The sequence below is a fragment of the Streptomyces jumonjinensis genome, from assembly GCF_009600885.1.
In the GTDB taxonomy this organism is placed as follows: domain Bacteria; phylum Actinomycetota; class Actinomycetes; order Streptomycetales; family Streptomycetaceae; genus Streptomyces; species Streptomyces jumonjinensis.
Genome location: NZ_VCLA01000145.1, coordinates 146068 through 171615 on the forward strand (window position 1 = coordinate 146068; position 25548 = coordinate 171615).

At 72.2% G+C, this 25548-nt stretch carries 21 protein-coding genes and 1 pseudogene; 13 read left to right on the top strand and 9 right to left on the bottom strand.

All coding sequences use genetic code 11. The features are described 5' to 3' along the window. Positions 1-79: 79 nt before the first annotated feature. On the bottom strand, positions 80-3595 hold the full coding sequence (locus FF041_RS18110) for an AfsR/SARP family transcriptional regulator (protein ID WP_153523843.1): 3516 nt from the start codon (positions 3593-3595) through the stop codon (positions 80-82). Between the two features lie 195 nt (positions 3596-3790). Here FF041_RS18110 and FF041_RS18115 point away from each other — a divergent pair, with 195 nt between their 5' ends. Further along, on the top strand, positions 3791-4702 hold the full coding sequence (locus FF041_RS18115; protein ID WP_153523768.1) for an NAD(P)-dependent oxidoreductase: 912 nt from the start codon (positions 3791-3793) through the stop codon (positions 4700-4702). Positions 4703-4740: 38 nt separating this feature from the next. Here FF041_RS18115 and FF041_RS18120 read toward each other — a convergent pair whose 3' ends face one another. Continuing rightward, entirely contained in the window at positions 4741-5967 is a 1227-nt protein-coding gene (locus FF041_RS18120; protein ID WP_153523769.1) for a hypothetical protein, read from the bottom strand. A gap of 227 nt (positions 5968-6194) precedes the next feature. Between FF041_RS18120 and FF041_RS18125 the strand changes: the two genes are divergently transcribed. After that, positions 6195-6833 carry a class I SAM-dependent methyltransferase gene (locus tag FF041_RS18125; RefSeq protein WP_228388315.1) on the top strand — a complete coding sequence of 213 codons (639 nt, stop codon included), beginning with the start codon at positions 6195-6197 and terminating at the stop codon, positions 6831-6833. Positions 6834-7131: 298 nt separating this feature from the next. Here the strand turns inward: FF041_RS18125 and FF041_RS18130 are convergent, their stop codons facing one another. The 7 genes from FF041_RS18130 to FF041_RS18160 all read right to left on the bottom strand — a co-directional run bounded on the left by FF041_RS18130 (position 7132) and on the right by FF041_RS18160 (position 14835). Continuing rightward, positions 7132-7998, bottom strand: a complete 867-nt coding sequence (locus FF041_RS18130) for an ABC transporter permease (RefSeq protein WP_153523770.1) — start codon at positions 7996-7998, stop codon at positions 7132-7134. Then, positions 7995-8798 carry an ABC transporter ATP-binding protein gene (locus tag FF041_RS18135; protein ID WP_194292075.1) on the bottom strand — a complete coding sequence of 268 codons (804 nt, stop codon included), beginning with the start codon at positions 8796-8798 and terminating at the stop codon, positions 7995-7997. Before FF041_RS18135 ends, FF041_RS18130 begins: the two co-directional genes overlap by 4 nt. Continuing rightward, positions 8792-9553: a PIG-L deacetylase family protein gene (locus FF041_RS18140; protein WP_153523772.1), complete on the bottom strand. Its 762-nt coding sequence runs from the start codon at positions 9551-9553 to the stop codon at positions 8792-8794. Before FF041_RS18140 ends, FF041_RS18135 begins: the two co-directional genes overlap by 7 nt. A gap of 330 nt (positions 9554-9883) precedes the next feature. Next, positions 9884-11035, bottom strand: coding sequence for a hypothetical protein (locus FF041_RS18145; RefSeq protein WP_323392071.1), 1152 nt, complete (start codon positions 11033-11035; stop codon positions 9884-9886). Between the two features lie 704 nt (positions 11036-11739). After that, positions 11740-12030, bottom strand: a complete 291-nt coding sequence (locus tag FF041_RS18150) for a hypothetical protein (protein WP_153523774.1) — start codon at positions 12028-12030, stop codon at positions 11740-11742. 21 nt (positions 12031-12051) lie between these two features. Continuing rightward, positions 12052-12756, bottom strand: a complete 705-nt coding sequence (locus FF041_RS18155; protein ID WP_323392037.1) for a TNT domain-containing protein — start codon at positions 12754-12756, stop codon at positions 12052-12054. A gap of 108 nt (positions 12757-12864) precedes the next feature. Next, a complete protein-coding gene (locus tag FF041_RS18160) occupies positions 12865-14835 on the bottom strand; it encodes an HsdM family class I SAM-dependent methyltransferase (RefSeq protein ID WP_153523775.1) in 1971 nt (656 codons plus the stop codon). A gap of 313 nt (positions 14836-15148) precedes the next feature. Between FF041_RS18160 and FF041_RS18165 the strand changes: the two genes are divergently transcribed. From FF041_RS18165 to FF041_RS18215, 11 genes and pseudogenes are all read left to right on the top strand, one after another. Further along, a complete protein-coding gene (locus tag FF041_RS18165) occupies positions 15149-15430 on the top strand; it encodes a hypothetical protein (RefSeq protein ID WP_153523776.1) in 282 nt (93 codons plus the stop codon). Next, on the top strand, positions 15427-16197 hold the full coding sequence (locus tag FF041_RS18170; protein WP_228388316.1) for an HD domain-containing protein: 771 nt from the start codon (positions 15427-15429) through the stop codon (positions 16195-16197). The genes FF041_RS18165 and FF041_RS18170 overlap by 4 nt, the downstream gene beginning before the upstream one ends. A 248-nt stretch (positions 16198-16445) precedes the next feature. Beyond that, entirely contained in the window at positions 16446-17708 is a 1263-nt protein-coding gene (locus FF041_RS18175; RefSeq protein WP_153523777.1) for a hypothetical protein, read from the top strand. A gap of 109 nt (positions 17709-17817) precedes the next feature. Next, a complete protein-coding gene (locus FF041_RS18180) occupies positions 17818-18372 on the top strand; it encodes an HTTM domain-containing protein (RefSeq protein ID WP_194292076.1) in 555 nt (184 codons plus the stop codon). 228 nt (positions 18373-18600) lie between these two features. Beyond that, positions 18601-19428: pseudogene (locus FF041_RS18185) on the top strand (serine hydrolase domain-containing protein); the annotation flags it as partial. Positions 19429-19743: 315 nt separating this feature from the next. Next, a complete protein-coding gene (locus tag FF041_RS18190; RefSeq protein WP_398700488.1) occupies positions 19744-20475 on the top strand; it encodes a DUF1684 domain-containing protein in 732 nt (243 codons plus the stop codon). A gap of 58 nt (positions 20476-20533) precedes the next feature. After that, a complete protein-coding gene (locus FF041_RS18195) occupies positions 20534-22051 on the top strand; it encodes an ABC transporter substrate-binding protein (RefSeq protein ID WP_153523781.1) in 1518 nt (505 codons plus the stop codon). Continuing rightward, complete coding sequence (locus tag FF041_RS18200) at positions 22051-23016, top strand: ABC transporter permease (RefSeq protein ID WP_153523782.1); 966 nt, start codon at positions 22051-22053, stop codon at positions 23014-23016. The genes FF041_RS18195 and FF041_RS18200 overlap by 1 nt, the downstream gene beginning before the upstream one ends. Next, the gene (locus FF041_RS18205) at positions 23013-23915 is read left to right on the top strand and encodes an ABC transporter permease (RefSeq protein WP_153523783.1); all 903 of its coding nucleotides are present in this window, start codon (positions 23013-23015) and stop codon (positions 23913-23915) included. Before FF041_RS18200 ends, FF041_RS18205 begins: the two co-directional genes overlap by 4 nt. Before the next feature lie 32 nt (positions 23916-23947). After that, the gene (locus tag FF041_RS18210; RefSeq protein WP_323392074.1) at positions 23948-24748 is read left to right on the top strand and encodes an ABC transporter ATP-binding protein; all 801 of its coding nucleotides are present in this window, start codon (positions 23948-23950) and stop codon (positions 24746-24748) included. Next, a complete protein-coding gene (locus FF041_RS18215; protein WP_194292077.1) occupies positions 24745-25542 on the top strand; it encodes an ABC transporter ATP-binding protein in 798 nt (265 codons plus the stop codon). The genes FF041_RS18210 and FF041_RS18215 overlap by 4 nt, the downstream gene beginning before the upstream one ends. Positions 25543-25548 lie beyond the last annotated feature (6 nt).

Genomic DNA, 25548 nt, shown 5'->3' on the forward strand with positions numbered 1-25548 from the left:
GCGGCGGGCGAGCCGGTCGCACACCCCGGTCAGCCGCTGCCCCGGCGCGGACGACGGCACAGGCCGGGATCGGGCCAGGTCATACGAGCCGGGGCGCCGGTACCGGGTCCGGGTCCGGGTCCGGCAGGGTGGGTACGTCCTCGACGGCGAACGCCGTGCCCCGGTCGAAGGCGGCGGTGTACGCGGCAGGGCCGAGGGCGGTCCGGGCGGCGGCCGATATCCGGTCCACGTCCCGGCGCTCGGCCCGGGGCAGCGGGGCGCCGACCGACTCCCGGGCGGCGGCGGCCGTGCCGAGCAGCAGCGCGGATCGCTCATGGTCCCCGGCGGCGGCACGGGCCCCCGCCAACCCCTCAAGCGCGAGCGCCACCGCCCGGGCGTCACCGAGTTCACCAGCCACCGCGAAACCCTCCCGGTGAAGGGTGTGCGCGGCGACCGCGTCACCGCGCTGCTCGGCGGTGAAGCCCAGCTCGGCCAGGGCCAGGGCGACACCGGGGCCGTAGTCCACCTCCCGGAACCACGCCAGCACCTCTCGCAGATGGTTCTCGGCCAGTTCGAAGTCGCCCTCGCGGCGGGCCCCGAGACCGAGCCCCAGCCGGGCGTCTGCCTCGCCGTCCCTGAAGTGCTGCTCCCGGGCGAGCCGCCACGCCCGGCGGTGGCAGTCGGCGGCCCGCGCGTGGTCGCCCGCGAGCAGCGCCAGCCGGCCGAGTCCGGAGAGGCGTTTGGCGGCCTCCGTCCACAGCCCGAGCTGTTCGGCGATCGCCAGCCCGTCCTGCTGGAGCCGGGTGGCCCGCGCGTAGTCGCCGGAGATCTCGCTGAGCGCGGCCAGCGGGAAGACCGTCTGCAACTGCCCCCACCGATCACCGATCGCCCGGAACAGACGGGCGCTGCTCTCCCCGTCCCGCCGGACCGCGTCGAGGTCGCCGCGCGCCATGGCATGGCGGGCCCGCACGCTCAGGGCCGCCGCCGTCCCCCAGTCGTCGCCCAGGGCCCGGAAGCCCTCCAGGGCCCGGTTCACCAGCCGCTCCCCGGTGTCGACGGCCCCTGACCCCATCTGCGCGGAGCCCAGGAACCACAGGGCGGTGGCATGGCCCAGGGGATCGTCGACCCCGTCCGTTCCCTCGTATACGGCGAGGACGGACCGGATGCGTTCGGCGCTGTCGGCGGGGGCGGCGCCGTCCAGCAGCGCGACGCCCAACCGCCAGGCCATGGCGCGGGCCCGCTCGACGGCGGGAGCGGCACCGGGAGCGGCACCGGAAGCGGTGCCGGGACGCCGGCCCGATCGGGTACCTGGTACGGCGGCGAGCGCCGTGTCCAGGGCGCGGCGGGCGTCCGACGGGCGGCCCCGCAGCACCCAGTACCAGGTCAGCGCATTGACCGTCCGCAGCGCCCGGTCGGCAGCGCCGGTGCGTACGGCGAAGCCGACCGCCCGGTCGAGATCGGCGCCCGCCCGGTCCAGCCGCTCCAGCCAGTGCTGTTGCTCCGGTCCGCGCAGCATGGGCGCGGCCCTGAGCGCCAGTCCGGTGTAGTGCCGGCTGTGCCGCTCCTGTACGGCCTCGGTCTCGCCCGCCTCGTGCAGTCGCTCCCGGCCGTACTCCTTGACGGACTCCAGCAGCCGGTACGCGGGGCCGTCGGCACGGTCCACGAGGACGACGAGCGACCGGTCCACCAGACGGGCCGTCAGATCCAGTGTCTCCCCGGCCCGCACACCGCCCCCGGCGCACACCGCCTCGACCGCCTCCAGGGTGCAGCTCCCGGCGAAGACGGAGAGCCTCCGCAGGACGGTGCGCTCGGCGGGGGTGAGCAGACCCCAGCTCCAGTCGATGACCGCGCGCAGGGTCCGCTGCCGCTCGGGCAGGCTCCGCAGCCCCCCGGCCAGCAGCGCGAACCGGTCGTCGAGGCGGGCCAGCAGACCGTGCACACCGAGGGTCCTGACCCGGGCCGCCGCCAGCTCCAGGGCGAGCGGAATGCCGTCGAGGCGGGCGCACAGGGCGGCGACGGCCCTGGCGTTCTCCGGGTCGAGCAGAAAGCCGGGCGGGGTGACGGCGCGGGCGAGGAACAGATCGACGGCGGCGGACGGTCCGAGCGGCGGCACCGGAACGACCCGTTCGCCGTCGACTCCCAGCGGTTCCTGACTGGTCGCCAGCACCGACAGCCCCGGTGCCTCGCGCAGCAGCGCGGAGACCAGGTCGGCGACCGGTTCCACGATGTGCTCGCAGTTGTCGAGTACGAGCAGCAGCTCCCGCCCGCGCAGCGCTCCGGCCAGCCGGGCGAGGGGCGGAACGGGTCCGCCGGAGCTGCCGGAGCCGCCGCCCGGCTGCCCCGGACCGCCGATGTCCCGGATGTCCAGGACCTTCATCAGGACCTCGGCGACGGCATCGGCTCCGGTATCGCTTCCGGTATCGCTTCCGGTACCGGCCGAGAGGGCCGGGCCGGAGACGGGATCCGCTGCCGGAGCGGACGGCGGGAGGGCCGCGAGTTCGCCCAGCCACACCCCGTCCGGGAACCCGCCGGCTGCGCTCCGCGCGGTCTCCAGGGCCAGCCGGGTCTTGCCCACCCCGCCGGGACCCGTCAGGGTCACCAGCCGGGACTCCGCCAGCGTCCGCACGGCGGCCGGAACCGCGTCGTCCCGGCCGATCATGCCCGCGACGGGCGCGGGCAGACGCGTACCGCCGAAGAGGCCGGTTTCCCCGGCGGGGGCCGGTCGCGGCGTACCGCCGGACCCGGGCCGAGGGTCCGCTCCCCGCGCCGGACCGGCTCCGGCGGCCGGAGGCCGACCCGAAGCCGGGTCCGGGGCGCGGCCTGCTTCCCGCCCGGGCGCGGGCCCGGGGTCCGGGACCAGATCGAGTGCCGGGTCCTGACGCAGGATCGCCTGGTGCAGCGCGACCAGCTCACCGCCGGGCTCCAGACCGAGGTCCTCGTCGAGCCTGCGCCGCAGGTCCTCGTAGCCGGTGAGCGCGTCGGTCTGCCGGCCGGCCCGGTAGAGCACCCGCAGCTGTACGGCGCGGAGCCGCTCGCGCAGCGGATGCGCGGCCACCAGCTCGTCCAGTTCACCGATGATCTCGCCATGCTCGCCGAGCTCCGCACGGAGGGCGAGCCGGTCCTCAAGGGCGGTGAGCCGGTCCTCCTCCAGCCGCCCGGCGGCGGGCCGGGCGAACGGCTCTTCGGCGAATCCGGCGAAGGCGTCACCGCGCCACAGTCCCAGCGCGTCGGACAGCAGCGCCGCCCGCTCCCTGGGGCCGGCGGACCGGCTCCGCTGAAGGAGGGCGGTGAAGCGGGCCGCGTCCACGGCGTCGGGCTCGGCTCGCAGCTGGTACCCGGCCGGGCCGTTCACCAGGAGTTCCCGTCCACCGGGCTGGGCCCGTTCCAGCACCGCGCGCAGCCGTGAGACCTGCCCCTGGAGCGTGTTGCGCGGATGGTGCGGATGGTCTGGTGGGTTCGCTCCCCATACGTCGTCCACCAGCCGGTCCGTGGACACCGGCCGCCCGGGGGCGATCAGCAGCCGGGCCAGCAGCATGCGGACCTTCGCCCCCGGTACGGGCACCGGCTCCCCGTCCGCCGTCCACACCGTCAGCGGGCCGAGCACCCCGAATCGCATGACCGTCACCTTAGCTCCCACCCGTCCCGGCCTCCCCGCCCGCCCGCCGGTCGCCAGGGGAAGCGCACTGACAGCGGACCGGCAGCGGACCGGCAGCGGACCGGCAGTGAACCGGCAGCGCCCGCCCGCACGATGGCTTCGACGACAACGACACGGACCGGAACACCACGGACCGGAACACCTCGGAGGAACGACATGACCACCACCGGACAGACCGGACAGACCGAACAGTCCGCCGAGTTCAAGCAGCCGGTCACCGTGATCGGCCTCGGCAACCTCGGCCTGGCGCTGGCGGACGCCTTCCTGGCCCAGGGGCACCCCACGACCGTGTGGAACCGTACCCCCGCCAAGGCGGACGGGCTGGTCGCCCGGGGCGCGGTGCCGGCGGCGACGCCCGCCGAAGCCGTCGCCGCCAGCGAACTCGTCATCGTCGCCGTGCTGGACCAGGCGACGGCACACGACATCCTCCTCCCCACCGCGGCGGCGCTGACCGGCCGGACCCTGGTCAACCTCACGTCCAGCACCCCACAGCCCGCCCGTGAACTGGCCGCGTGGGCCGCGGAACAGGGTGCCGCCTATGTGGTCGGCGCGGTGTACGCGGTGCCGCAGACCATCGGGACGCCCGAGGCGTTCGTGCTGTACAGCGGGGACCAGAACGCGTTCGAGACCCACCGGGACCAGCTGGACCTCCTGGGCGCGAGTGGATTCGTCGGGACCGACGCGGGCGTGGCCCCGGTGTACGACATGGCCGTTCTCAGCGGGATGTACGGGATGTTCGCGGGCTTCTTCCAGGCGATGGCCCTGGGCCGGTCGGAGCGGATCAGGGCGGCGGATGTGACGGACCGCCTGGTGCCCTGGCTGAAGGCGGCGGCCGACGCCCTCCCCGGTTTCGCCCGCGAGATCGACTCGGGTGACTACGCGACGGTCACCTCCAGCCTGGGGATGAACGCGGTGGGCCTGCGCAACATCCTGTCCGCGACCGAGTCCCAGGGCCTCGGCACGGCCCTGCTCTCCCCGCTCCAGGCCCTCTTCGACGACCAGGTCGCGCAGGGCCATGGAGCGGCCAGCCTCTCCCGTGCGGTCGAATCCCTCCAGCCCCGGTCCTGATGCGGCGGAGGGAACGGCGGGATCGACCTGCGACAGCGCTAGCTCGCGGCCTTGTCGAAGAAGCGGACGATACGCGGCAGGGCCTGCCGAACCGAGCTGTTGTGGTCGTACGGCCCGACGTCGACCAGTTTGGGCTTGGCGCCGTTGGCCTTCAGCTGCGCCGTGCAGTGCTCGGCGTGGGCGAAGGCGACGTCCTTGTCCCCGCGGCCGTGGAAGATCCGCACCGGGGCCTGCGGTTGCCAGTCGCAGGTGGTGTCCAGCGCGCGGAGCCGATCCTTCAGCACCCCCTCGGGGTGGCGGATCCTCTCCAGGAACTCCGGGGTGAACAGGTCCCGGGAAGCCTGGGGCAGCCCCTCCAGAATCTGCCTCGGCGTGTGGTTCCCATCGAACAGCCCCTCGACCGTGGCGTCGTACGGCGACTTGAACGCCTCGCCGGGCGAGTCGTACAGCCCGCCGTACATCCGGTTCCAGGCGGTGACGAAGTACGCCAGATAGATGGCGGACTTGTCGATCCGGTCGTCGGCCGCGGCCGCCTCGAACGCGCTGAGATCGAACGGGCCGCCGACCGGGGCGAGCGCGCCGAGCCGGAAGTACGGGTCGGCCCCTTTTCGCTGGAGCGCCCGGCCCACCGTCATCGCCGCGGGACCACCCTGGGAGAAGCCGCTGATCTGCACCTCCCGCTCCAGCTCCCGGCCCTCGCCGTGGACGACGGAACGGGCGGAGCGCAGCGCGTCGACGGATGCGGAGACCGTGGCGCGCGGATCGCCGTACGGGTGAACACCCGGGCTGTTCCTGCCGAGGCCGATGTAGTCGGGGGCGGAGACGGCCCGCCCGGTCGAGGCGAAGAGAAGAGCGGCGCGGTAGTCGTTGGTGTCGGTCCGCACGGTGGCCACATCGCCCTTGTAGACGATGGTGCCGTGCAGCCAGGAGACGGTGGACAGGGTTCGGTCGCCGTTCTCGGGGAGGACGACGAGCTGGCTGGCGGTGGTGGGCACGCCGGTGTGGTCGGTGGTGCGGTACGTGACGACATACGGGGTGACGCCGTAGCGGACCGCGCCCGCGTCCACCGTGTCGCCCAGCGCCGCGATCACGCCGGCCGCGTCGATGGTCGCCCTCTTCTCGACCGAGACCACACTGCCGCGCTGTCCGGCGCGGGCGCTTTCGGCAGCCGAGGCCGGGGCGACGAGGGCGGTGACACCGCCGAGGGCGAGAGCGCCGGCAAGGAGTCCGCGGACGGCGGCGCCGCGGGTCGGATTCGATTCCATGCCTTGATCATCGACGGGTGCGGAGGCCCGGAGCCATGGTGTTGGCACCTCAGGGATCACCTAGGGGTTTCCAGCCCGATGCCCGATGCCCGATGCGGGGGAAGTACGGACCGTGAGTGGCCCGGACCTCGTACCGGCCTCGCCGTCCCGCCAGGGCGCCGGTACGGCCGCGGGCTCTCGCCCGTACAGCGCCCTGATCCCGGCCGCACGCCCGTAGGGTTTCCGGCATGGGCACCGAACAGATGAACGCGTTGGGGGCACAGCCGCAGTCCGGCGTGCAGTGGTACTACGAGCAGTACGCGGAGGCGCTGGCCGACCGGTACGAGGGGTTGAGCTTCGAGGCGCTGTACGAGGAGGTGCTGCGGTGTCTGCCGGCGCCGCCCGCCAGGGCAGCGGACATCGGGGCGGGCAGCGGGCGGGACGCCGCGGCGCTGGCGCGGATGGGGTTCCGGGTGACGGCTGTCGAGCCGGTGCGGGAGATGCGGGAGATAGCGGCCCGTCTCCATCCGGAAGACGTGGTCTGGCTGGCGGACGCGCTGCCGGAGCTGAGGGGAGTGGAAGGGGCCTTCGAGCTGCTGCTGCTCTCCGCGGTGTGGATGCATCTGGATCAGGACGAGCGCCCGGTCGCCATGGCGCGGCTGAGTGAGCTGCTCACCGAGGGCGGCCGTCTGGTGGTCACGTTGCGGCACGGGCAACCGCCCCGGGACAGGCGGATGTTCGATGTATCGGCCGGGGAGACGGTCGCGCTCGCCGCCGAGTGCGGGCTGCGTCTGGTGCACCGGGGCGGCGGTGAGGACCGTCTCGGCCGGGGCGATGTGCACTGGAGTCAGCTGGTCTTCGAGAAGCCGGGGGAGCGGAAGGCATGACGGTCACAGGGGAGGCGGCGACGCCCGGCGCGAGGCCGACCCCGAAGTAGCGCCGCAGATCCCTGACCGCGCGGGGGTCGGCGGCCCGGGTCCGCAGCGGCATCACGAGCGGAACCGCGGCGGACGGCGAGGGCGGAGAAGTGGCGGAGACGGGCGGGGAAGCGGTGGAGACGGGCGGGGAAGCGGAGGCGGAAGCGGTGGAGACGGGCGGAGCAGGCGAGGAAATGGGCGGACCCCCCCGGGGGCTCAGAGAAGAATCCGGCCCATCACACCACGGCGGCGCGGGCCCCGTTCCGGATCAGGAGTACCGGGTCACCAGTCCGCGCTTACGGAAGGTGCGCATCATCCTGCCCAGCGCGAACATGCTGACCACCAGCAGTATCGCCGTCCCGCCGGCGGCGATGCCCAGTTCCCGCCAGGGGATGCCACCACCGCTGTTCAGCGCGCGCCCGGCGGCGAACACATGGGTGGTGGGGAGGAGTTCGGCGATCGGGCGCAGGGCCGCCGGCAGGGTGGAGACCGGGTAGAACACCCCGGACAGCGGCATCACCACGGACATCGCCCCCCAGGCCAGCGCCTCCGCCCCGCTGCCGAACCGCAGCACAAGACCGACGACGAGCAGTGCCACCGCCCAGCCGCAGATCAGCAGCAGCGCCGCCACCGGGATCAGTCCCAGCCCGAGTTCGGTCACATCGAAGGCGTACGCGGTGAAGGCGAGCCCGGCCACCGCGAGCGTGCTCATTCCCGTGCGGACCAGAGCGAAGAGACCGACGCCCGCGAGGTACTCCCACTCCCGCAGCGGGGTGGCCAGCAGGCTCAGCAGATTGCGCGACCAGGTCTCCTCCAGGAACCCGGTGGCCAGGGAGATCTGCGTCTGGTGGACCAGATGCCACAGCACCGTGCCGCTGAGCAGATAGACGGCGAGGGTGGCGCCCGTGCCGGGTGAGCCGCCCGCGGCCTCGGCGGCGAACAGGCCGATGGATCCGTACAGCAGGGTGTCGACGACCGGCCAGACCATCACATCGAAGAACCGGTGCGGGCTGCGCTTCAGCACCAGCCAGTGGCGGCGGGCGACGGCCCGCACCCGGCCGGCGGAGGCGCGTACGGGGGAGTGGACGGGATACCCGGCGGACATCTCCGCGACCGGGGGGCTCTCGGGGCTCATCGGACGGATGCCTTTCCCTGGTCGCGTTCTTCGGCCAGATGCAGGAAGACGCCTTCCAGATCGGCCCGTCCGAAGCGCCGCGCCACATCGGCGGGCGTGCCGTCGGCGGCTACCCGGCCCCCGTGCAGAAACATCACCCGCTCGCAGAGCCGCTCCACCTCCACCATGTCGTGGCTGGTGACCAGCAGGGCGGTGCCCTGCTCCGCGGAGAGGGAGAGCAGCCCGGTACGCACCCGCAGCGCGATGTCGGGGTCGAGCGAGGCGGTGGGTTCGTCCAGGATCATCAGCCGGGGCCGGTGCAGGGCCGCTTTGGCGATGCCGACCAGGGTGCGCTGGCCGCTGGAGAGCTCGGTGCCGATGGCCGAGGCCAGATGCCCGATGCCGAACCGGACCAGGGCCGCTTCCACGGCGTCCGAGGAATCGCGCAGCCCGTAGAGGTCGGCGTAGAGCCGCAGATACTCCCGGACCCGGATCCGGTCCGGCAGCGGCAGATAGCCGGCGACGAAGCCGACCGCCTGCATCGCCCGGGCGCGGGCGGCGGGGAGCGGATGGCCGAGGATGTCGATACGGCCGCCGTCGGGTTCGACCGCGCCCAGACACATCAGCAGGGTGGTGGTCTTGCCCGCGCCGTTCGGCCCGAGCAGCCCGAGCCGTTCGCCCGCGCGGACGGTGAGATCGACGCCGTCCACGGCCCGGCCCCGGCGGTACTCCTTCACCAGACCGCGGGCCGAGAGCACGACGGGACGGGGGTCGACGGGGGCCGCCGGGGCCTGGCCGGACTGCTCTGCGGAGGTCAGCACGGCGCGTCCACGCGGGTGCGGGGCACCAGGGACCAGATCAGCTCGGTGCTCAGCGGCCCGGTCCGGGCGAGAAAGCGGCCGTGGCCGACGGCGAGCGCGGCGAGCTGAGAGCCGTAGCACTGAACGGCCATGCGCTTGGCGGTCCACTGCTCGTCCGTCAGCGTCAGCCGCTGCTGTATCCCGGCGCGGTAGTCGCGGAGCAGCCCCTGATAGGCGGGCCCCACCACCGGGTTCTCGGCGAGCGCCGCGCACGCCGTGTCGGTGTGCCACTCCGGGAGATGGCCGGTGTACGGGAGGTCCGCGTACACCCAGGGCAGCGGTTCCCCGAGCTCGGCGAGCAGGCGCATGGCGTGCCGCCGTACCGTCAGATGGTCGGACTGACTGCTGCCGAGCGGCGCCAGCACCCGGGTGCCGGGTGCGAGGGTCCGCAGAAAGGCGTCCAGGCCGGTGAGCGCGCCGTCTTCGGCGTAAGGGTTGTCGGGGTGGTCGAGGACCACCTGCTCGACGCCGAGACGTGCGCAGGCTTCGGCGTCCTCGGCGCGGCGGCTCTGCTGGGCCTCGGCCGCGGAGGAGAAGCCGCAGACGCTGTCCCACCAGGAGATCGGCGTCCCGGCCGGGGGAGCGCCGCCGTGGACGGTGACGATCGCGACCGGTGCGGGCAGTCCGGGCAGCAGGCCCGCGAGGGAGAGCACGGCATCGTCGAAGTGCGGGGACAGGATGACGGTGCGCCAGGGCGTGGGTGCGGAGTGCGGCATGGGGTCCTCGGATGTCGTATGGAGCGAGGGAGCGCGCGGTGGTACGCCACCGGTCCGGGCCGGCGGTGACGCGGAGCCCGGTGTGGTGCGGTGCGGGCGGTGCCGTCGCCCGCCCGGTGTCCGGGTGTGCCCGGGGCTGAGGGTGACGGCGCCGCCGGCGGAGCGGGGCAGGGCAGGGGAGTGTTGGGGAGCGCCGGGGAGTGGAGAGAGATCCGGCCAATCGGGAAAGAGACCTGATTACTCAGGGTGACAATCTCGTCGGGGTGGCCCATCGGGGTGGCTCGGAAGCCCCGGGCGTCGGCGGCGCGGGCCGCCGCACCTCCCGGCCCGTCAGTTCGCTGTGCGGCGCAGCAGTACGCCGGTGCTGCCGCGCTTGCTGAGATAGGCGCGGCCACCGCACACGGACTCCAGGGCGGGGAGCACCAGAGGGGTCTCACCGGCCTGCTCCCACTTCGTGGAACCCTCCAGCCAGGGGCGCAGCCGGTCGGTGATCGACCTCGGCTCCATGGCGACGAACACGAGGTCGGTCGGCAGGCTGTCGAGCAGATCGAGATCCTGGCCGTAGTAGAGCATCTCGATCAGGAGATACGCGGCGCCGGGCAGCAGCCGCTCGGCCGCCAGCTCCTCCAGGCCGCCGGGGTGGACGCGGACCCCGGGGCCGACGCGCTCGGCGAGCCGGCCGCGGAAGAGCGGGTTGGGCTCGACGGGCTCGACGGCGAACCCCTTGTCGGTGAGCCGGGTGGTGAGCGCGCCTTCGCACGCGCCCACCTCGATCAGGGGGCCGTCCTCGGCCCTGAGCCAGTCGGCGACCCATGCGGTGGTGGCGTCGAGCCGCTCCCGCTCGTACGGCGAGTCGGCGAACTCCCAGGGGTCCTCCACCGAGGCGGCCTCCTCGTCGAGGCTCGCCAGCAGCGCGAACAGCCTGCGCCGCTCCTCGGCCCCGGCGGTGAAGTAGCGCTCCTGAGCGGGGACGCGCTGGGTGTCGAGCAGATACTCCGGCGATTCGGTGCGCAGGAGCGGGCCGCAGTGCCGGTTGACGAAGTCGAGCTTGGCGCCCACCTGGGCACGGTCGAGCGGGCGGTGCAGATCGCTGATGAACTGGAGGTAGGGGGAGTAGCCGACGGCGTGCCGCACGGGCAGTCCGTGCCCGGCCTCCGCGACGTCGAGGCCGAGCCGCCCCCTGCTGCGGCGGTTGTCGGCGGGGGAGTGGGTCCAGACCTGCGCGGGCCGTCCGGCCGCCGCATCGCCGATCAGGGCGGCCAGCGCCGCAGGGCCGGGCGAGGTGGCCGCGGGGTCCACCGGCCGGACCCGGGCGGCCAGTTCCTCCAGTCGCCGGGCGGGATCGCCGTTCGCCGTCAGCACCAGCCGCTCCGAAGCGTCGCAGCACAGGACATGGACTTCGTCGCCCTGTGGATCGGTGAGTACGGAGAGAAAGTCGAGAACCGCGTCCTCGGCCCTGAGCACCACGACGATATCGATCACAGACATCCCATCAGCATGCTGAGCGCTACTCATCGATCCGCTGCCGGGCGACGGCGGATTCGGAAAGAAACCTAACCATTACAGCGCGTAGACTCTAGATCGATTTCGCGCCGAAGATTCGGATTCCGTGTACGGGCAACGCTGTTGCTGTTTCTGCCGTCGGCATCCCATCCGCCCGGCGATCCGGCGGTGAACCGGCCGGCTGCGGGGCGCCCCGTTCCGATGCCGCCGGGGCGGGTGGACTCAGGGCGGTGAAGGGATGTGAGGGTCTCGCGCGCCGCCCCGCCGGTTCGGCCGGGGTCCGGCCGGGTGAGGCCCCGTCCCCCGTACGCGGGCGATGGGCCGGGCCGGTCGGAAGGCTTCGACGGCTGTCATCCGCAGCGGTGAAATCCGGCCATTACGTTGGCGTATCGCGGGATGCAGGGGCCGCCGGTGACTGTCAGGCGCGTGCTGAGTGCCTCACCCGGGCCGGGCGATTCCGGGCGGCGGGGGCCAGGGAGACGCGGCCGTACGGCCAGGGTGGGTCCGCGCGGTCGCACGGCCCGGGTGCCTGTGTCGCCGTACGGACCAGGCACCCTGTGTCGCCGCATGGACCGGGTGCCGTGTGTCGCCGTACGGCTCGGGTGTCCTGTGTCGCCGTACGCCCGGTCGCTCCGCGTCCTCGTACGGACTCCGGGAAGCGCGCCGCAGTCCGTACGAGGTTCTCAGGCGAGCAGCTCCCGCAGATGTGCGCAGGCGGCTGCCTCACTGGAATGGCGGGCGATGAGATGAGACGCGCCGCGTTCGTAGACGCCCGTCTCCCATGATCCATCGGGTCCGCCGCGCAGCCAGAGGAAGTCGACGGGCGTCGGGGACGGTTCGTGGACGGACTCGATCCAGTAGTGCCCCGGAGGCACGGCGGCTTGCCGCAGGGCGCGGTGGAGTTCGGTCCGGTCCACGGTGTCCCTGCTCTCCGGTGCGTACGCCGATGCCTGTGGGGTGGGCGGGCGGCCCATGGCGGGCGGCCCGCCCGGCGGTCACCGCAGGGTGCCGCGCTGGAGGTACCCGTGGTCCAGCAGCCACTTCACATTGAGCCGCTGCCCGTCGCCGGGGTTCACCAGGGCCGGGTCGAGTTTGATCTGCTGGCCGCCGCCGGGCTGCCCGAACCACGGCGCGATGGAGCCCTGCCAGACCGTGAACGGCTTGGCGACCTGGTAGACGTGATAGTCGCAGGCGAAGGAGGGCTCACGGGTGTTGAGATTCTGTGGCGGGAGCGCGCGCTTGGCGTAGGAGGCTCCGGCCGGGGCCAGGTAGGAGCCGAACTCCGAGCCGAACCGGTCCAGCTTCTGTCCCGGCTTCAGTTCGGTGGCCCGGCGGTCGATCTCGCCGTTGACCTCGGTGAAGCCGTCGTGCGGCGGGTACTTCCAGCCGCCGGAGTCCGCCGGCCCCTCCCAGTACTTCTTCAGGAAGGTCTTCGGGCCCAGCCCGCCGGTGCGCTGATAGCCCTTCAGCAGCGGTCCGACCGGCGCCTGCCATCTCTTGGGCAGATACTTCGGACCGAGCCGGGCGTCACCCCGGTACTCCCCGGTGCACGGCTCGCGGCCACCGGCCGCGTTCGTCTCGGACGGGGTGACGGCCGTGGCGTACTTGACGGGCTTGGTCTCCGCCGCCATCGCTGTCGGCGCCGCGACTAATGCGGTAGCCACTCCCACGGCGACCGTGGCCGCTCGCAAAGGGTTCACCTATGCCTCCTCGCTGAATGTCGGATCATCATATTGGCAGCTGAGGCCAGGTGTTGGAGCGATGGAACAGCGGACGCCGCGTCATGCCCCCGAGGGGCGGGGCGACCGTCAGCCGAGAGGGCGCACCTGCCCCGCGGCGAGCGCGTCCGCGAGCCGCCGCGCGGCCTCGCGGCCCCGGTCCACGGCGTTCTCCAGCGCCTCACCGAAAGCGGCGATGTCCTGGAACGCCTTGCCGATCCGCCGCTGTTCGGCCAGGTCGAGCACCGGTACGAAGAGGCGCGCGACATCGACGCGGCCCGAGCGCCCGGCGGCTCCGGACCCGCCGCCGAGCCTTCGGCCGGCGGCGCCGTCCGACAGCGCGCCGCTGAGGAACCAGCTGTCCAGGACCGCGGGATCCGGCCGCAGGACGGTCACGCCCGGACCGGGTACGGTGCCGGCCTCCGCGCGGCCGGCGGGCCGCGGGCCCCCGGAAGCCCCGCCGGGCACCAGGACGTCGCCCTCGCGGATCGGCTCCCGCTCCCCTCCCCGGGATCGCTCGGCGGGCGGCCTGCGGGAGTGCGCCTCCGGGGAGAGCGGCCCGCTGGACCCGGTCTCCCGCCGCGCGGACCCGCGCCATATGCGTACGGCGCCGGTACGGGCCAGGTCCTCCAGCGACACCAGCGCGGCCGGCCGCCGCTCGGCCGGCGCCCACTCCACGGCGGGCGGCCCCACCGCCAGCGCCTCCAGGGCCTGCTGCCACCGGGTCCGGTCCGCCGCCAGCTGCGCCCGGTCGACGCCCGCCGCGGTCTCGGCGGGGATGTGCCGGGCCGGGGTGAGGTCCACGGCGTCGTCGAGGAGGTCCGTCGCGGGCGACACATGGCAGTACGGCCCCCTCGGCGCCTCCTCGCCGCGCTGGAAGGCCCGCCAGGGCGGCAGGACGGTGTCACGGACGAACTGCCAGCTCTTCCCGGGGCATTGATCCTGGTCCGGCGCTTCGGCGAGCGCGTGCTCGGCGTCGATGAAAAGCACCGGGGGATCGGCGTCGGAGGCGGCGGGCGGCCGGGCGATCCACAGATGGGTTCCCATGGCATGGGTGGAGGTCGAGCCGGCGGGCAGGGCCACGACCGCGCGCAGCGAGCCGCGCCGGATCAGCTCCGCGCGGACGCGCCGTCCGGAGGGGCGGGCGGCGGCTGCGGCGGGCATCAGCAGCGCCGCGTATCCGCTGTCGGCGAGATGGGCCAGCGCGTGCTGGAGCCAGGCGAGCTCCGGTTCGCCGTTCGGGGGCAGACCGAAGGTCCAGCGGCTGTCGTAGCCGAGTTCGCCGCGGCCCCAGTGGCGCTGGCCGAACGGCGGGTTGCAGACGACGGCATGGGCGCGCTTCCCGGTGAAGGCGTCGGCGAGCAGGGAGTCGCCGGCCGTCACCGAGACTCCGGCGCACCCGTGCAAGGCGAGCCGGAGCCTGGTGATCTCGGCCAGGTCCGGGTCGGTCTCCTGGCCGAGGAGGGCTTCGGCTCCAGCGGCTGCCGTCGCCAGCAGCAGACTGCCGGTGCCGCAGGCCGGGTCGAGTACGGGTCCGGTCAGCTGTCCGTCCGCCGGGGTCAGCACCTCTGCCATCAGGGCGGCGACCGGCGCGGGGGTCGTCTCCACCTGCCGGGCGTGGGCCTCGGCCCATCGGCTGAGCAGGGCTTCGAAGGCGCCGGCGGCGCCGAGCTCGCTCCCCAGTCCGTCGATCAGCCGGATGATCTCCACCGGCAGACCGGGGAGTTCAGGGAGTTCGGGGAGTTCGCCCCCTGCGGTGGGGGCCGGACGCTCCCCGGCCAGAAACGCGCCGGCGGCGGCCAGTACGGCTCCGGGGCGGGCGGGATCGCGTACCGCGTCCAGATGACGCCAGGCCACATCGGCCGGTGAGAGGCTGACCGGCCGTCCGCTGTCACGGAGCCAGTCGACGACCCGGGTCAGGGAGAAGTGCGGGCTGGTGGCCGTGCCGCCCACCGGGGCGGGGAACTCCGGATATCTCCTGCGCCAGTTGCTCACCGCCGCCGGCCCGACCCCGGCGATACGGGCGATCTCGGCGGCTGTCACCACGGCATCACTGGTCATCGTTCACTCCCACGCCTGGCCCTCCCGGTCCGTCGCCCTGAGCGGATCTTGTTAACGCGTGCATCTTAAAATTTAATGGTTGACTCGGTTCACATGTCATGCTGAGATTATTCCATCAACCGCCGATCCTCGCTAGAGGTCGGTGTCGGCTCTGTCGCTTGTGCTCGCTCGTCCTCGCTCGTGCTCGCTTGCGCTTGCTCGTCCTCGCTTGCGCTTGCTCGTGCTCGCTCGGAGCCGAGGGCGCCCCGGCGCCGGTGAGGGCAATCGGCACGGCAGAGCCCGGATTCGGCATGTCCAACGGAGGAGTAGACCCTTGTTCACCCAGATCAAGACGCGGGCCCACGGCGAACGGGAGACCCGCGCCGCTCTGCCCGACCGCCTGTCGCGGTACGGCGGGAGCAGCCGCCGTGACCAGTCGCTGTTCACCGCTCCGTACGCCGGGGCCGACCGTACGGGTGCGGAGGCAGCCGCCGGCCGGACCCACGGCACGGCCCACGCTCCGGCGTCACCGGAGTTCACCGCCGTGGCTCCGGCCGCCGGGCGGGGACACGGGAAGCGCGCCGGACGGACCGCCGAGGGGAGTGAGGGGCGATGACCGAGGGATCCGCCTCCATGCCGCTGGTCGAGCTCGCGAAGCAGCGGCGGCTGCCCGCCCATCAGTTCATGGACGCCGCCACCGTCACCTGGATCGAGATCAACCGGCCGGAGCCGGCGAACATCTCGCCGACCACGCTGCCCCCGGAGCTGAGCCTGCTGATCCGCCGCTCCGCCCTGCCCGTCGACTGGCTGGCGGACCACCGGCTCTACGACTCGCTGCACGGCGTCCGCCACAGCATGCGGACCGCCGCGCTGACGGCGCTGCTCGCCCGCTTCCTGGAGTGGGGCGAGGAGGACACGGCCGTCGCCGTGGTGGCGGCGGCCCTCCACGACTGCCGGCGTCTCGACGACAGGGGCGATCCCGGTCATGGCGCCCGCTCGGCTCTGTGGGCGACGGAGCACGCGCCCGCGGTGTGGCACCACTTCGGAATCGAGCCGACCGGCCCCCGGATCACCCGGGCCGCCGCGGCCATCCGGCTGCATGAAGTGCCCTACGACGGCTTCGGCCCCGCCGATCTGGCGGAGTACGCGTCGGCCCGCGCCATCTGCGATCTGCTCAAGGCCGCCGACGCGCTGGACCGCTACCGGCTGCCGAAGCTCGGCTGGTGGCCCGATATGCGCCATGTGCGTGTCCCCGCCTTCCGCCGGTTCCGGGGCATCGCCTTCGATCTCGTACTCCACTCGGAAGCCGCCCATGTGGCGGGCGCCGGCAGCGCGGAGGCGGTACTGGGCGCGCTCGTGGAGAAAGGGGTGATCCTGCCATGACCTCCGTCGACCCCTATGCCTTATGGGCGGACGCGCACTCCGTCTTCTCCTCCGGCCGGCTTCCGGGTCCTGTATCCGGACCTCTGGCCGCGATGTCGGGTCCTCTGTCCGGCCCCCGGGCCGTGATGTCCGGTCCCGTGTCGGGCCCTCTGTCGGGTCCCCGGGCCGCGATGCCCGGCCCCGCACCCCGCCCCCGATCCGTATCGGGACGCGCCCCCACGCCCGGATCCCCGGCCCGCCGGGAACCCGTGGACCTCCTCGCCGAGCGGACCGCCGCCTGGCGGACCCGGCTCGCCGACGAGACGCCCAACGGTGCGCTGCTCCGCGAGAACGCGATGTTCGACGCTCTGCGCGGCGGACGGCTCCATCTGCTCCATGTCACCACCGCGCTGAAGGAGATCAGCAGGCAAGGGGTGCTGTACCCCTCCGGCGGCTGTCTGGTGGGAAGCGTCTACTGCACCCCCCTCACCCCCGTCGGCGACGCCTTCCGCATCCACAATCTGGCCTCGTGCATCGTCGCCCAGCGGGCGTCGGGGCCCCCGGCCGTGAACGGCGGGCCGGACTCCGCCCCCGGGCTGCTGATCGTGGAGATCGCGATGCCGCCCCGGGCGTACCGGGGACTGGCCGGAGTGGACTATCTGCGCCTCGGCTCCATCCATCTGGAGACCTACCGTCAGCTGGAGTATCTGCTGAGCGGCGATGACAGACGCCGGCTCCGGGAGACCGTGGTCGGCCGGGTGCGGAGCTCCGCGGACTTCCTCGCCCTGGCGACGGCCATCGCCCACCAGGGCGTCCGGGGAGCGGGCGACGAGTTTCTGCGGCTGCTCGACGCGACCATTCCGAGGCTCCCCATCGTCGGCTATCTCTTCTTCGAGGCGCTCTCCGAGTATCTGATGCTCCACTCCCGGTCGCGGCGGACGAGAGAGCTCGCCGAGATCGGCGAGTTCAACAACCGGCTCTGTGCGGAGGTGCTCTCCGTCGCCTTCCCCGGCATGACGAGCTGGTTCGATCTGACGCGCTTCCGTGCCGGTCTGCGCAGGCTCGGGGAGCTTCTGAGCCAGGTGGACCGGACCATCGACGCCGACCACGCCGGGGCGTATCTGAGCGAACGCGTCAGCTACCTTGTCGCCGCCCGGCTGTTCGCCCCCGGGCAGGCGTCCGCCGACTGGCGCGGAACCCGCTGGGAGTTCGACAGCTCAACTGTCCAGCTCGGCCCGCTGTTCGGGCATCTGCTCCGTCTGGAGCTGCGCGCTCTCCACCGTCATCGAGAGGTCTTCGCCCTCTTCGACCAGCAGAAGGCGCTCCAGGCATGGCGCTACTGGAACCATATGGGCATCGCCGCGCCCTTCAACGGCACCATGCCCAAGGGCGAGGTCGGGATCAACCCGGCCTACCCCGCGCTGAACTGCCGCATCTGGCGCGGTGAGCTGGACGGGGGCGGCCGTCTCCACCGGGCGGAGGAGCTGCCGCTGAGGATCGGCCCCAGGCTGGTGGACACGCGGCGCGGCTGAGTCCCGGCCGCCACGATCGGGCCGGTGTCGCGTACTGTGTCGGTCTGCCCGAGGAGCCGCCCACGGTGACCGGGTTCTGGAAAGGGCCCGGCACCGAGCGCGAACGACCGTGTCACGGAGCCCCGGTGGACATCGGCGCGGCTACGCCCCGGGGCTCGACCGGCCCCGCTCCCGCCGGAGCACCCGCTACCGCATCGGCTCGGCGTTCCACAACTGCGCGGTCGTCGCGGTGGTGATCCAGCTCTGCCTGCTGTACGTCGTCGCCGGTCTCTTCAAGGTCCGGGGCATGCGCTGGCAGGAGGGCACCGCGCTCTACTACGTGCTGCGGGTGGCCGAGTACTCGATCTTCCCCGAACTCGCCCGGCTGCTGTACGAGCACGCGCTGATCGTGTACGCCGTCACCTATCTGACGGTGTTCCTCCAGGCGTTCTTCCCGCTCCTGCTGCTGCGCCCGTCCACCCGTCACCTGGCCTTCGTGCTCGTGACGCTGATGCACCTGGGTATCGGGGTCCTCATGGGCATCCCGTTCTTCTCCCTGTTTATGATTTCCACCGATCTGATCCTGTTCACCGACCGCGAGTACACGGCGATCGGCGCGTGGCTGCGGAGACATGGACACCCTCTGATCAGCCGTACCCGACCAGCGAGGACCGCACCCCTATGACCGCTGCTGAGCTCGACCGCACCCGCTGGTCACCGCGTCTGACCAGCGGAGATCCCGAACTGGCCGCGCGCCTGAAGAGGGCCGCGGGCGCACCGGGCAACTACTGCGGCCTCTCCGTAGCCCTGATCGGCGACGGCGAGGCGCGGTTCGCCGCGCTCGGCACGGAACACGGCGGCGCGCAGGCCGCCGTGACGGAGCGGACCGCCTTCGAGGCCGAAGGTCCTCACGGGGATGCTGCTGAGCCGGCTCGCCGAGCGGGGGACCGTGTCGCTGGAGCAGCGGGTCGCCGATCTGCTGCCCGGCTTCGCGGACCGGACGGCGGGCCGGGCGACCCTGGGCGACCTCGCGAGCCACCGGTCCGGGCTGCCCCGTCTGCACCCCCGGTCGGCGGTGGCCTCGCTGCGCTCGGCGTACGCCGTGCACCGCGGACGCGACCCGTACCGGGGGATGGACCGGGCGGAGTTCCTCGGCCGGGCGGCTGCGATCACCTCGGCCGGGACGCCGGGGGAGTTCGAGTACTCCAACCTCGGCATGTCGCTGCTGGGCCACGCGCTGGCCGCAGGCACGAACCCGGAGGGCCGCTATCAGGCACTCCTGGAGCGGGAGCTGCTCACCCCCCTCAGGATGACCCGGACGGTCGTGCACACCGGGCCGGAGCCGCTGCCCGACGTGCCCGACGATCTCGCGCTGCCGCACAACCGGAACGGCCGCCCCGGTGAGCCCTGGCGGTCGGAGGGGTACGCCCCCTCCGGTGTCGGCGTCTGGTCGACCGCGCAGGACCTCGCGCGGCTGCTGCTGGCGATCATCGAGGAGCGGGCCCCGGGTATGGACGCGGCCCGGCCGCGGTTCGACGCGGAGGGGCCGAACCGGATCGGACTGGGCTGGTTCATCCTGACCCGGGACGGCCGGGAGGTGACCTGGCACAACGGAGGGACCGGGGGGTCGTGCTCGTTCATCGGCATCGACCGGGAGAACGGGCGGGGTGCGGTGGTCCTCTCCAACACCAACCACGACGTGGACTCGCTCGGCGCACACCTGATCCTCGCGGAGGACTGAGCACTGCCCTCGGGCGATCCCGGTACGGCCCCGTCCGTACCGGGATCGCCCGTGTCCGTAGGGGCCCGGTGTCTGTACGAGCCCGCGTCCGCGTGAGCCTGCCGTCCGCACGGGCCCACCATCCGTACGAGCACGCTGTCCGCACGCCCCGCCATGAGGATGGCCGAGAGGGCGCTGCCGCCATCTCACCATGTGTCACAACTTGACATTAGTCCGCCTTATGGATGATAAAGAGGATGCTTTGGGTTGAAGTTCACGCCGAGTGATATTCGCGGTGTGGCCGACCGACGAACCACTACGCGAATGAGTCCTGCCGTGTCCCATCCCGCCGTGCCCCAGCAGCCGCCCGCCGACCCCGCCGGGGAGTGGGAGGCATGGTGTGAAGACCGGCGGAGCTCGGTCACCTCCGCCACCGGCAATCTCGCCCTCGTCGAGACCCGCTGGCTTCCGCCGGGCGAGCGCCCCGACCTCGGCGCGGCGCGGGCCGGACAGCCCGGGAGCGTGCGCGTCACCACGGTCGAGCGCACCGACCTGGTCACCGGGGAGCCGGAGTACGGGCTGCGCTTCTGGGACGCCGAGTCGCCCGCGATCCGCCGTTTCGAGCGCACCGATGTCTTTCCGTACGACCCGGACTGGGTCCTGGACGCCGCCTATACGCCGGCGCCGGACGCCCGGCGGGTCGCCTTCGAGCACATCCGCGACAACGGCGGCGCCCGGGAGCTCGTCGTACCCGGCGACATCTCCCTGACCGTGGACGGCCGCGACTACACCCTCAGCGCCTTCGACGACGACGGGGTCCTGCTGCTCGTCTTCGGCGACCCCACCAACGGCGACACCACCTACGGCGCCGGGCGATTCCTCTTCGTCACCCACACCGGTCCCGGCACGGTCCGGCTCGACTTCAATCGTGCCTTTGTGCCGCCGTGTGGCTTCTCCGAGCACTACAACTGCCCGATGCCTCCGGTGCAGAATCGTTTCCACCTGCCGATTCATGCCGGTGAGAAGCGTCCGGTCCTGCGCGAGGACCCCGCCGTCCAGTCGTACTGATCGTCCCCGCTCCCGCTCCCGCCCCGCACTCCCCGTAGCACAAAGGCATGCACCTGTCATGAGCATCAAGAAGCCGTCCCTGTACGCCACCGCGACCGCCGCCGTTCTCGCCCTGACCCTGAGCGCCTGCGGCACGAGCCCGGGCGGAGGCGGCGCCTCGGACGGGGCGTACGACCGCGACGCCACGGTGAACATCGGATCGCTCTACGAGCCGCAGAACCTCGACAACACCGCCGGCGGCGGCCAGGGAGTCACCGAGGCGCTCAACGGCAATGTGTACGAAGGACTCTTCAAACTCACCGACGACGGCGAGGTGGAGAAGCTGCTCGCCCAGGACCACAAGGTCAGCGGCGACGGACTCACCTACACCTTCACCCTCCGCGACAATGTCACCTTCCACAGCGGCAAGAAGCTCACCAGCCAGGACGTCGAGTACAGCCTGAAGAAGGTCATAGCCAAGGACTCGCAGTCCGCCCGCAAGAGCAACCTCGACGTCATCGAGTCCATCGCCACACCCGACGCCCGCACGGTGAAGGTCCGGCTGTCGAAGAAGTCGATCTCCTTCGTCTACAACCTCTCCTACGTCTGGATCATCAACTCGGAGGCGGAGAACCTCAAGACGAGCGAGGACGGCACCGGCCCGTACCAGCTGAAGAAGTGGACCCGGGGCTCGGCCCTGAGCCTCGACCGGTTCCCCGGCTACTGGGGCGACGCCGCCGCCAACAAGCAGGTCGTCTTCCGCTACTTCAAGGACGCCACAGCGCTGAACAACGCGCTGCTCACCAACGCCGTCGACATCGTCACCAGCGGCCAGTCGCCCGACGCCCTCGACCAGTTCGAGAACAACCCGAACTACAAGGTCAGCGACGGCGACTCGACCACCAAGCTGCTGCTCGCCTTCAACGACAAGGCCAAGCCCTTCACCGACGTCAGGGTCCGCCAGGCCGTCTCCGCGGCCATCGACGACGAGAAGCTGCTCGAATCCGTCTGGGGAGGCCGCGGCAAGCTCATCGGCTCGATGGTCCCGCCCACCGATCCCTGGTACGAGGACCTCACCGCGATCGACGCCTACGACACCGAGCGCGCCCGGAGACTGCTCGCCGACGCCGGGTACGAGGACGGCTTCGACTTCACCCTCGACACCCCCAACTACGACCCGCACCCGACCGCCGCGACCCTCATCAAGTCCCAGCTCGCCAAGGTCGGCATCAACGTCAAGATCAACACCATCACCTCGGACGAGTGGTACACCAAGGTCTACAAGAACCGCGCCTTCACGGCCACGCTCCAGGAGCACGTCAACGACCGCGATCTCGTCTGGTACGGCAACCCCGACTTCTACTGGGGCTATGACGACAAGCAGGTCACCCGCTGGGTCGAGCAGGCCGAGCAGGCGTCCACCACGGCCGAGCAGACCGAGCTGCTCAAGAAGGTCAACCGCAAGACCGCCGAGGACGCCGCCAGCGAATGGCTCTATCTCTACCCGCAGATCGTGGTCGCGAGCAGCGAGCTGTCCGGCTACCCCCGCAACGGCCTGAACTCCCAGTTCCACGCCTACGACATCAAGAAGGGCTGATGGCGCGCTATCTTCTGCGCCGCTTCGCCTTTCTGCTGGTGTCGCTGGCGCTCGCCTGCGTCGTTCTGTTCGTCCTGCTGCGCATGCTGCCGGGAGACCCCGCCAACGCGCTGACCGCGGTCGGCGCGACCGATGAGCAGATAGCCGCGGCCCGGCACTCCATCGGCTCCGACAAGCCGCTGCCCGAGCAGTTCGCCCACTGGATCGGGCAGCTGGCCCAAGGCGACCTCGGCACCTCCTTCGTCAGCTCACTGCCGGTCGGCCCCGAGATCACCGCACGGCTCCAGGTGACGATCCCGCTCACGCTCGCCGCGTTCGCCCTCGCGATCCTCATCGCCGTACCGGCCGGGTTCCTGGCCGCCTACCGGCGCGGCACCTGGTACGGCGCGCTGCTCAGCGGGGTCTCCCAGCTGGGCATCGCCATACCCGTCTTCTGGCTCGGCATGATCCTCATCGCCGTCTTCGCGCTCAACACCGGCTGGCTCCCCGCCGGAGGCTTCCCGCCGGACGGCTGGTCGCAGCCCGGCGAGGCGATCCGCTCGCTCACCCTGCCGGTGCTCACCATCGCGCTGGTGATGAGCGCCTCGCTGATCCGCTACGTCCGGTCCGCGACGCTCGACGTCCTCGGCAGCGACTATCTGCGCACCGCGCGGGCGCTCGGCTCCTCCTTCGCGGGCGCCATGTGGCGGCACGGGCTGCGCAACGCCGCCGTACCGGTGATCTCGGTCCTCGGCATCGAGCTGGCGTCCACCCTGCTCGGCGCGGTGGTCGTGGAATCCGTCTTCGCGCTGCCCGGACTCGGCTCGATGCTCGCCACCGGGATCGAGCAGCACGACTACCCGGTCATCCAGGGCGTGCTGTTCGTCTCCACCCTCGCGGTGCTGCTCATCGGATTCGCGGCCGACCTGGTCCAGCGGATCATCGACCCGCGGCTGCGCGGCGGACTCTCGGGAGGTATCCGATGACCTCAGCGAACCCTCTGGAGTCCACGGCGTCCACGCCGTCCACGCCGTCCACGGCGCCCGAGGCTTCCGCGGTGAAGCGGCGCGCGAACCGCTCGTACACGCTGATCACCGGATGCGCGGTGGCCGGACTGATCGTGCTGCTCGCGCTCGTCTCGTTCCTCTGGCTGCCGTACGCCCCCGACGACACCTCCGGCGGACGGCTCGCGCCCCCCGGCGCGGACCATCTGCTGGGCACCGACAAGCTCGGCCGCGATCTGTTCACCCAGGTGATGACCGGCTCCCGGATCGCCGTCGAGGCGGGCCTCGGCTCGGTCCTCATCGCCGCGACCGTCGGCGTCACCCTCGGGGTGCTGGCCGCCTTCGCACAGGGCTGGCTCGACGACACGCTCTCCGCGTTCCTCGACATCCTCATCGCCTTTCCGACGCTGCTGCTCGCGATGCTCATCGTCGCCGCCCGCTCGGCCACGCTGGAGTCGGCGATACTCGCCATCGGCCTGGCTCAGAGCGCGGTGGTCGGACGCGTCGTGCGGGTCCTGGTCAAACGGGTGCTGGCCCAGGACTACATCACGGCCGCGCGCACCTCGGGCACATCCTGGCTCCGGATCACGGCCGGACACATCCTGCCCAACATCTGGCCGACCCTGGTGGTCAACCTGGCGCTCCAGTTCGGCCTCGCCGTGCTCGCCGAGGCGGGACTCTCCTATCTGGGCCTGGGCGCACCGCCGCCCAACGCCTCCTGGGGAGGCATGCTCCAAGAGGCGCAGTCCACCTTCACGACGGCCCCGGCCGGGGCACTGGCCCCCGGCATTCTGCTCGTCCTGCTGGTCATCGGAGTGAACCTGATCGCCGACGGTCTGCGCGACACCCTCGATCCGGCGGCCCGGGGGAGGGGCGTGTGAGCACTCGACCCAGCGGCCCGGCGGAGGCGCCCGTGAACATCCTCGAACTGCACGACCTCACCATCCGCACCACGGACGGGCGCACCCTCGTGGACGGCCTCTCGCTCGCCCTCGCGCCCGGTGAACGCCTCGGTCTCATCGGCGAGTCGGGCTCCGGGAAGTCCCTGACCTCCCTCGCCGTCCTCGGTCTGCTGCCCGCGGGCATGACCGCGAGCGGTCGCGTCGTACTCGCCGGCGCCCCGATCACCGGCGCGAGCGAGCGGGAGCTCACAGGCGTACGCGGCCGGGACGCCGCCATCGTCTTCCAGGAACCGCTGACCGCCCTCGACCCGCTGATGCGGGTGGGCCGCCAGATCGCCGGACCGCTCGGCCGGCGGCGCGGCCTCAAGGGCACGGCGCTCAGACAGGCGGTCACCGCCGCCCTGGAACAGGTCCGGCTGCCCGACCCCGAGCGCGTGGCCCGCGCCTTCCCGCACGAGATCTCCGGTGGACAGCGCCAGCGCGTCGCCCTCGCCATGGCGCTGGCCTGCGAACCCAAGCTGCTCATCGCGGACGAGCCCACCACCGCGCTCGACGTCACCGTGCAGGCCGAACTGCTCACCCTGCTCGACACGCTGGTACGCGAACGGGACATGGCCCTCCTCTTCGTCAGCCACGATCTCGCCGTCGTCGCGAAGATCGCAGACCGTGTCCTGGTGATGCGGAACGGCCGCGCCGTGGAGACCGGCGAGGTCCGGGAGATCGTCGGCGCTCCCCGCGAGGAGTACACCCGGGAACTGGTGAACAGCGCACGCCGGCTGGAATCGGCTCTCGATCTGAGGAGTGGACGATGAAGCCCGTACCGGAGCTGAAGCCCGTACTGGAGCTGGAGAACGCCTCCTTCGCCTACCGGGGACGTACCGATCCCGTCGTCGCGGACATCGCGCTCCCGGTCGAGAGCGGGCAGAGCCTCGCCCTCGTCGGCGAGTCCGGCGCGGGCAAGACCACCCTGCTCAGGATGTTGCTCGGGCTCGCCCGGCCCACCTCCGGAGCCGTCCGCTTCGACGGAGACGAGCTGCGCCCGCGCGACCGCGAGCAGATGACACGGTTCAGACGCGATGTGCAGTGCGTCTTCCAGGACCCGTACTCGTCCCTGGACCCACGCCGCCGGGTCGGCGGGATCGTGGCCGAACCGCTGCGCTCGCTCGGCATCGACACCCGGCGCACGGCCGGGCCCAAGGTCGCCGCGGCCCTGGAGCGGGTCGGTCTGCCGGCCGATGCCGCCGAGCGCTATCCGCACGAGTTCTCCGGCGGCCAGCGCCAGCGCATCGCCATCGCCCGCGCGACGGTGTGCGAGCCGAGGGTGCTGCTCGCCGACGAACCCGTCAGCGCGCTGGATGTGACCACCCGTGTCAAGGTCGTCGAACTGCTCGGCGAACTGAAGCGGGAACACGGCCTCACCCTGGTCATGGTCTCCCATGATCTGTCCGTGGTCGCCTCGCTCTGTGAGCGGACCGCCGTCCTGGAGCGGGGGCGCGTCGTCGAACAGGGCCCCACCGCACAGGTGCTGGGCGCTCCCGCGCATCCGTACACGGCCCGTCTCGTGGCGAGTGTGCCGAGGCTGCCCACGGCCGCGGGGCCCGGCTGACCCGTC

Coding starts and splice junctions, on each gene's coding strand:
- FF041_RS18140 (WP_153523772.1), bottom strand. CDS start 9,553: ATGCCGCACTCCGCACCCACGCCCTGGCGCACCGTCATCCTGTCCCCG.
- FF041_RS18120 (WP_153523769.1), bottom strand. CDS start 5,967: ATGGAATCGAATCCGACCCGCGGCGCCGCCGTCCGCGGACTCCTTGCC.
- FF041_RS18125 (WP_228388315.1), top strand. CDS start 6,195: ATGGGCACCGAACAGATGAACGCGTTGGGGGCACAGCCGCAGTCCGGC.
- FF041_RS18160 (WP_153523775.1), bottom strand. CDS start 14,835: ATGACCAGTGATGCCGTGGTGACAGCCGCCGAGATCGCCCGTATCGCC.
- FF041_RS18150 (WP_153523774.1), bottom strand. CDS start 12,030: ATGGGCCGCCCGCCCACCCCACAGGCATCGGCGTACGCACCGGAGAGC.
- FF041_RS18195 (WP_153523781.1), top strand. CDS start 20,534: ATGAGCATCAAGAAGCCGTCCCTGTACGCCACCGCGACCGCCGCCGTT.
- FF041_RS18170 (WP_228388316.1), top strand. CDS start 15,427: ATGACCGAGGGATCCGCCTCCATGCCGCTGGTCGAGCTCGCGAAGCAG.
- FF041_RS18200 (WP_153523782.1), top strand. CDS start 22,051: ATGGCGCGCTATCTTCTGCGCCGCTTCGCCTTTCTGCTGGTGTCGCTG.
- FF041_RS18115 (WP_153523768.1), top strand. CDS start 3,791: ATGACCACCACCGGACAGACCGGACAGACCGAACAGTCCGCCGAGTTC.
- FF041_RS18130 (WP_153523770.1), bottom strand. CDS start 7,998: ATGAGCCCCGAGAGCCCCCCGGTCGCGGAGATGTCCGCCGGGTATCCC.
- FF041_RS18215 (WP_194292077.1), top strand. CDS start 24,745: ATGAAGCCCGTACCGGAGCTGAAGCCCGTACTGGAGCTGGAGAACGCC.
- FF041_RS18205 (WP_153523783.1), top strand. CDS start 23,013: ATGACCTCAGCGAACCCTCTGGAGTCCACGGCGTCCACGCCGTCCACG.
- FF041_RS18110 (WP_153523843.1), bottom strand. CDS start 3,595: ATGCGATTCGGGGTGCTCGGCCCGCTGACGGTGTGGACGGCGGACGGG.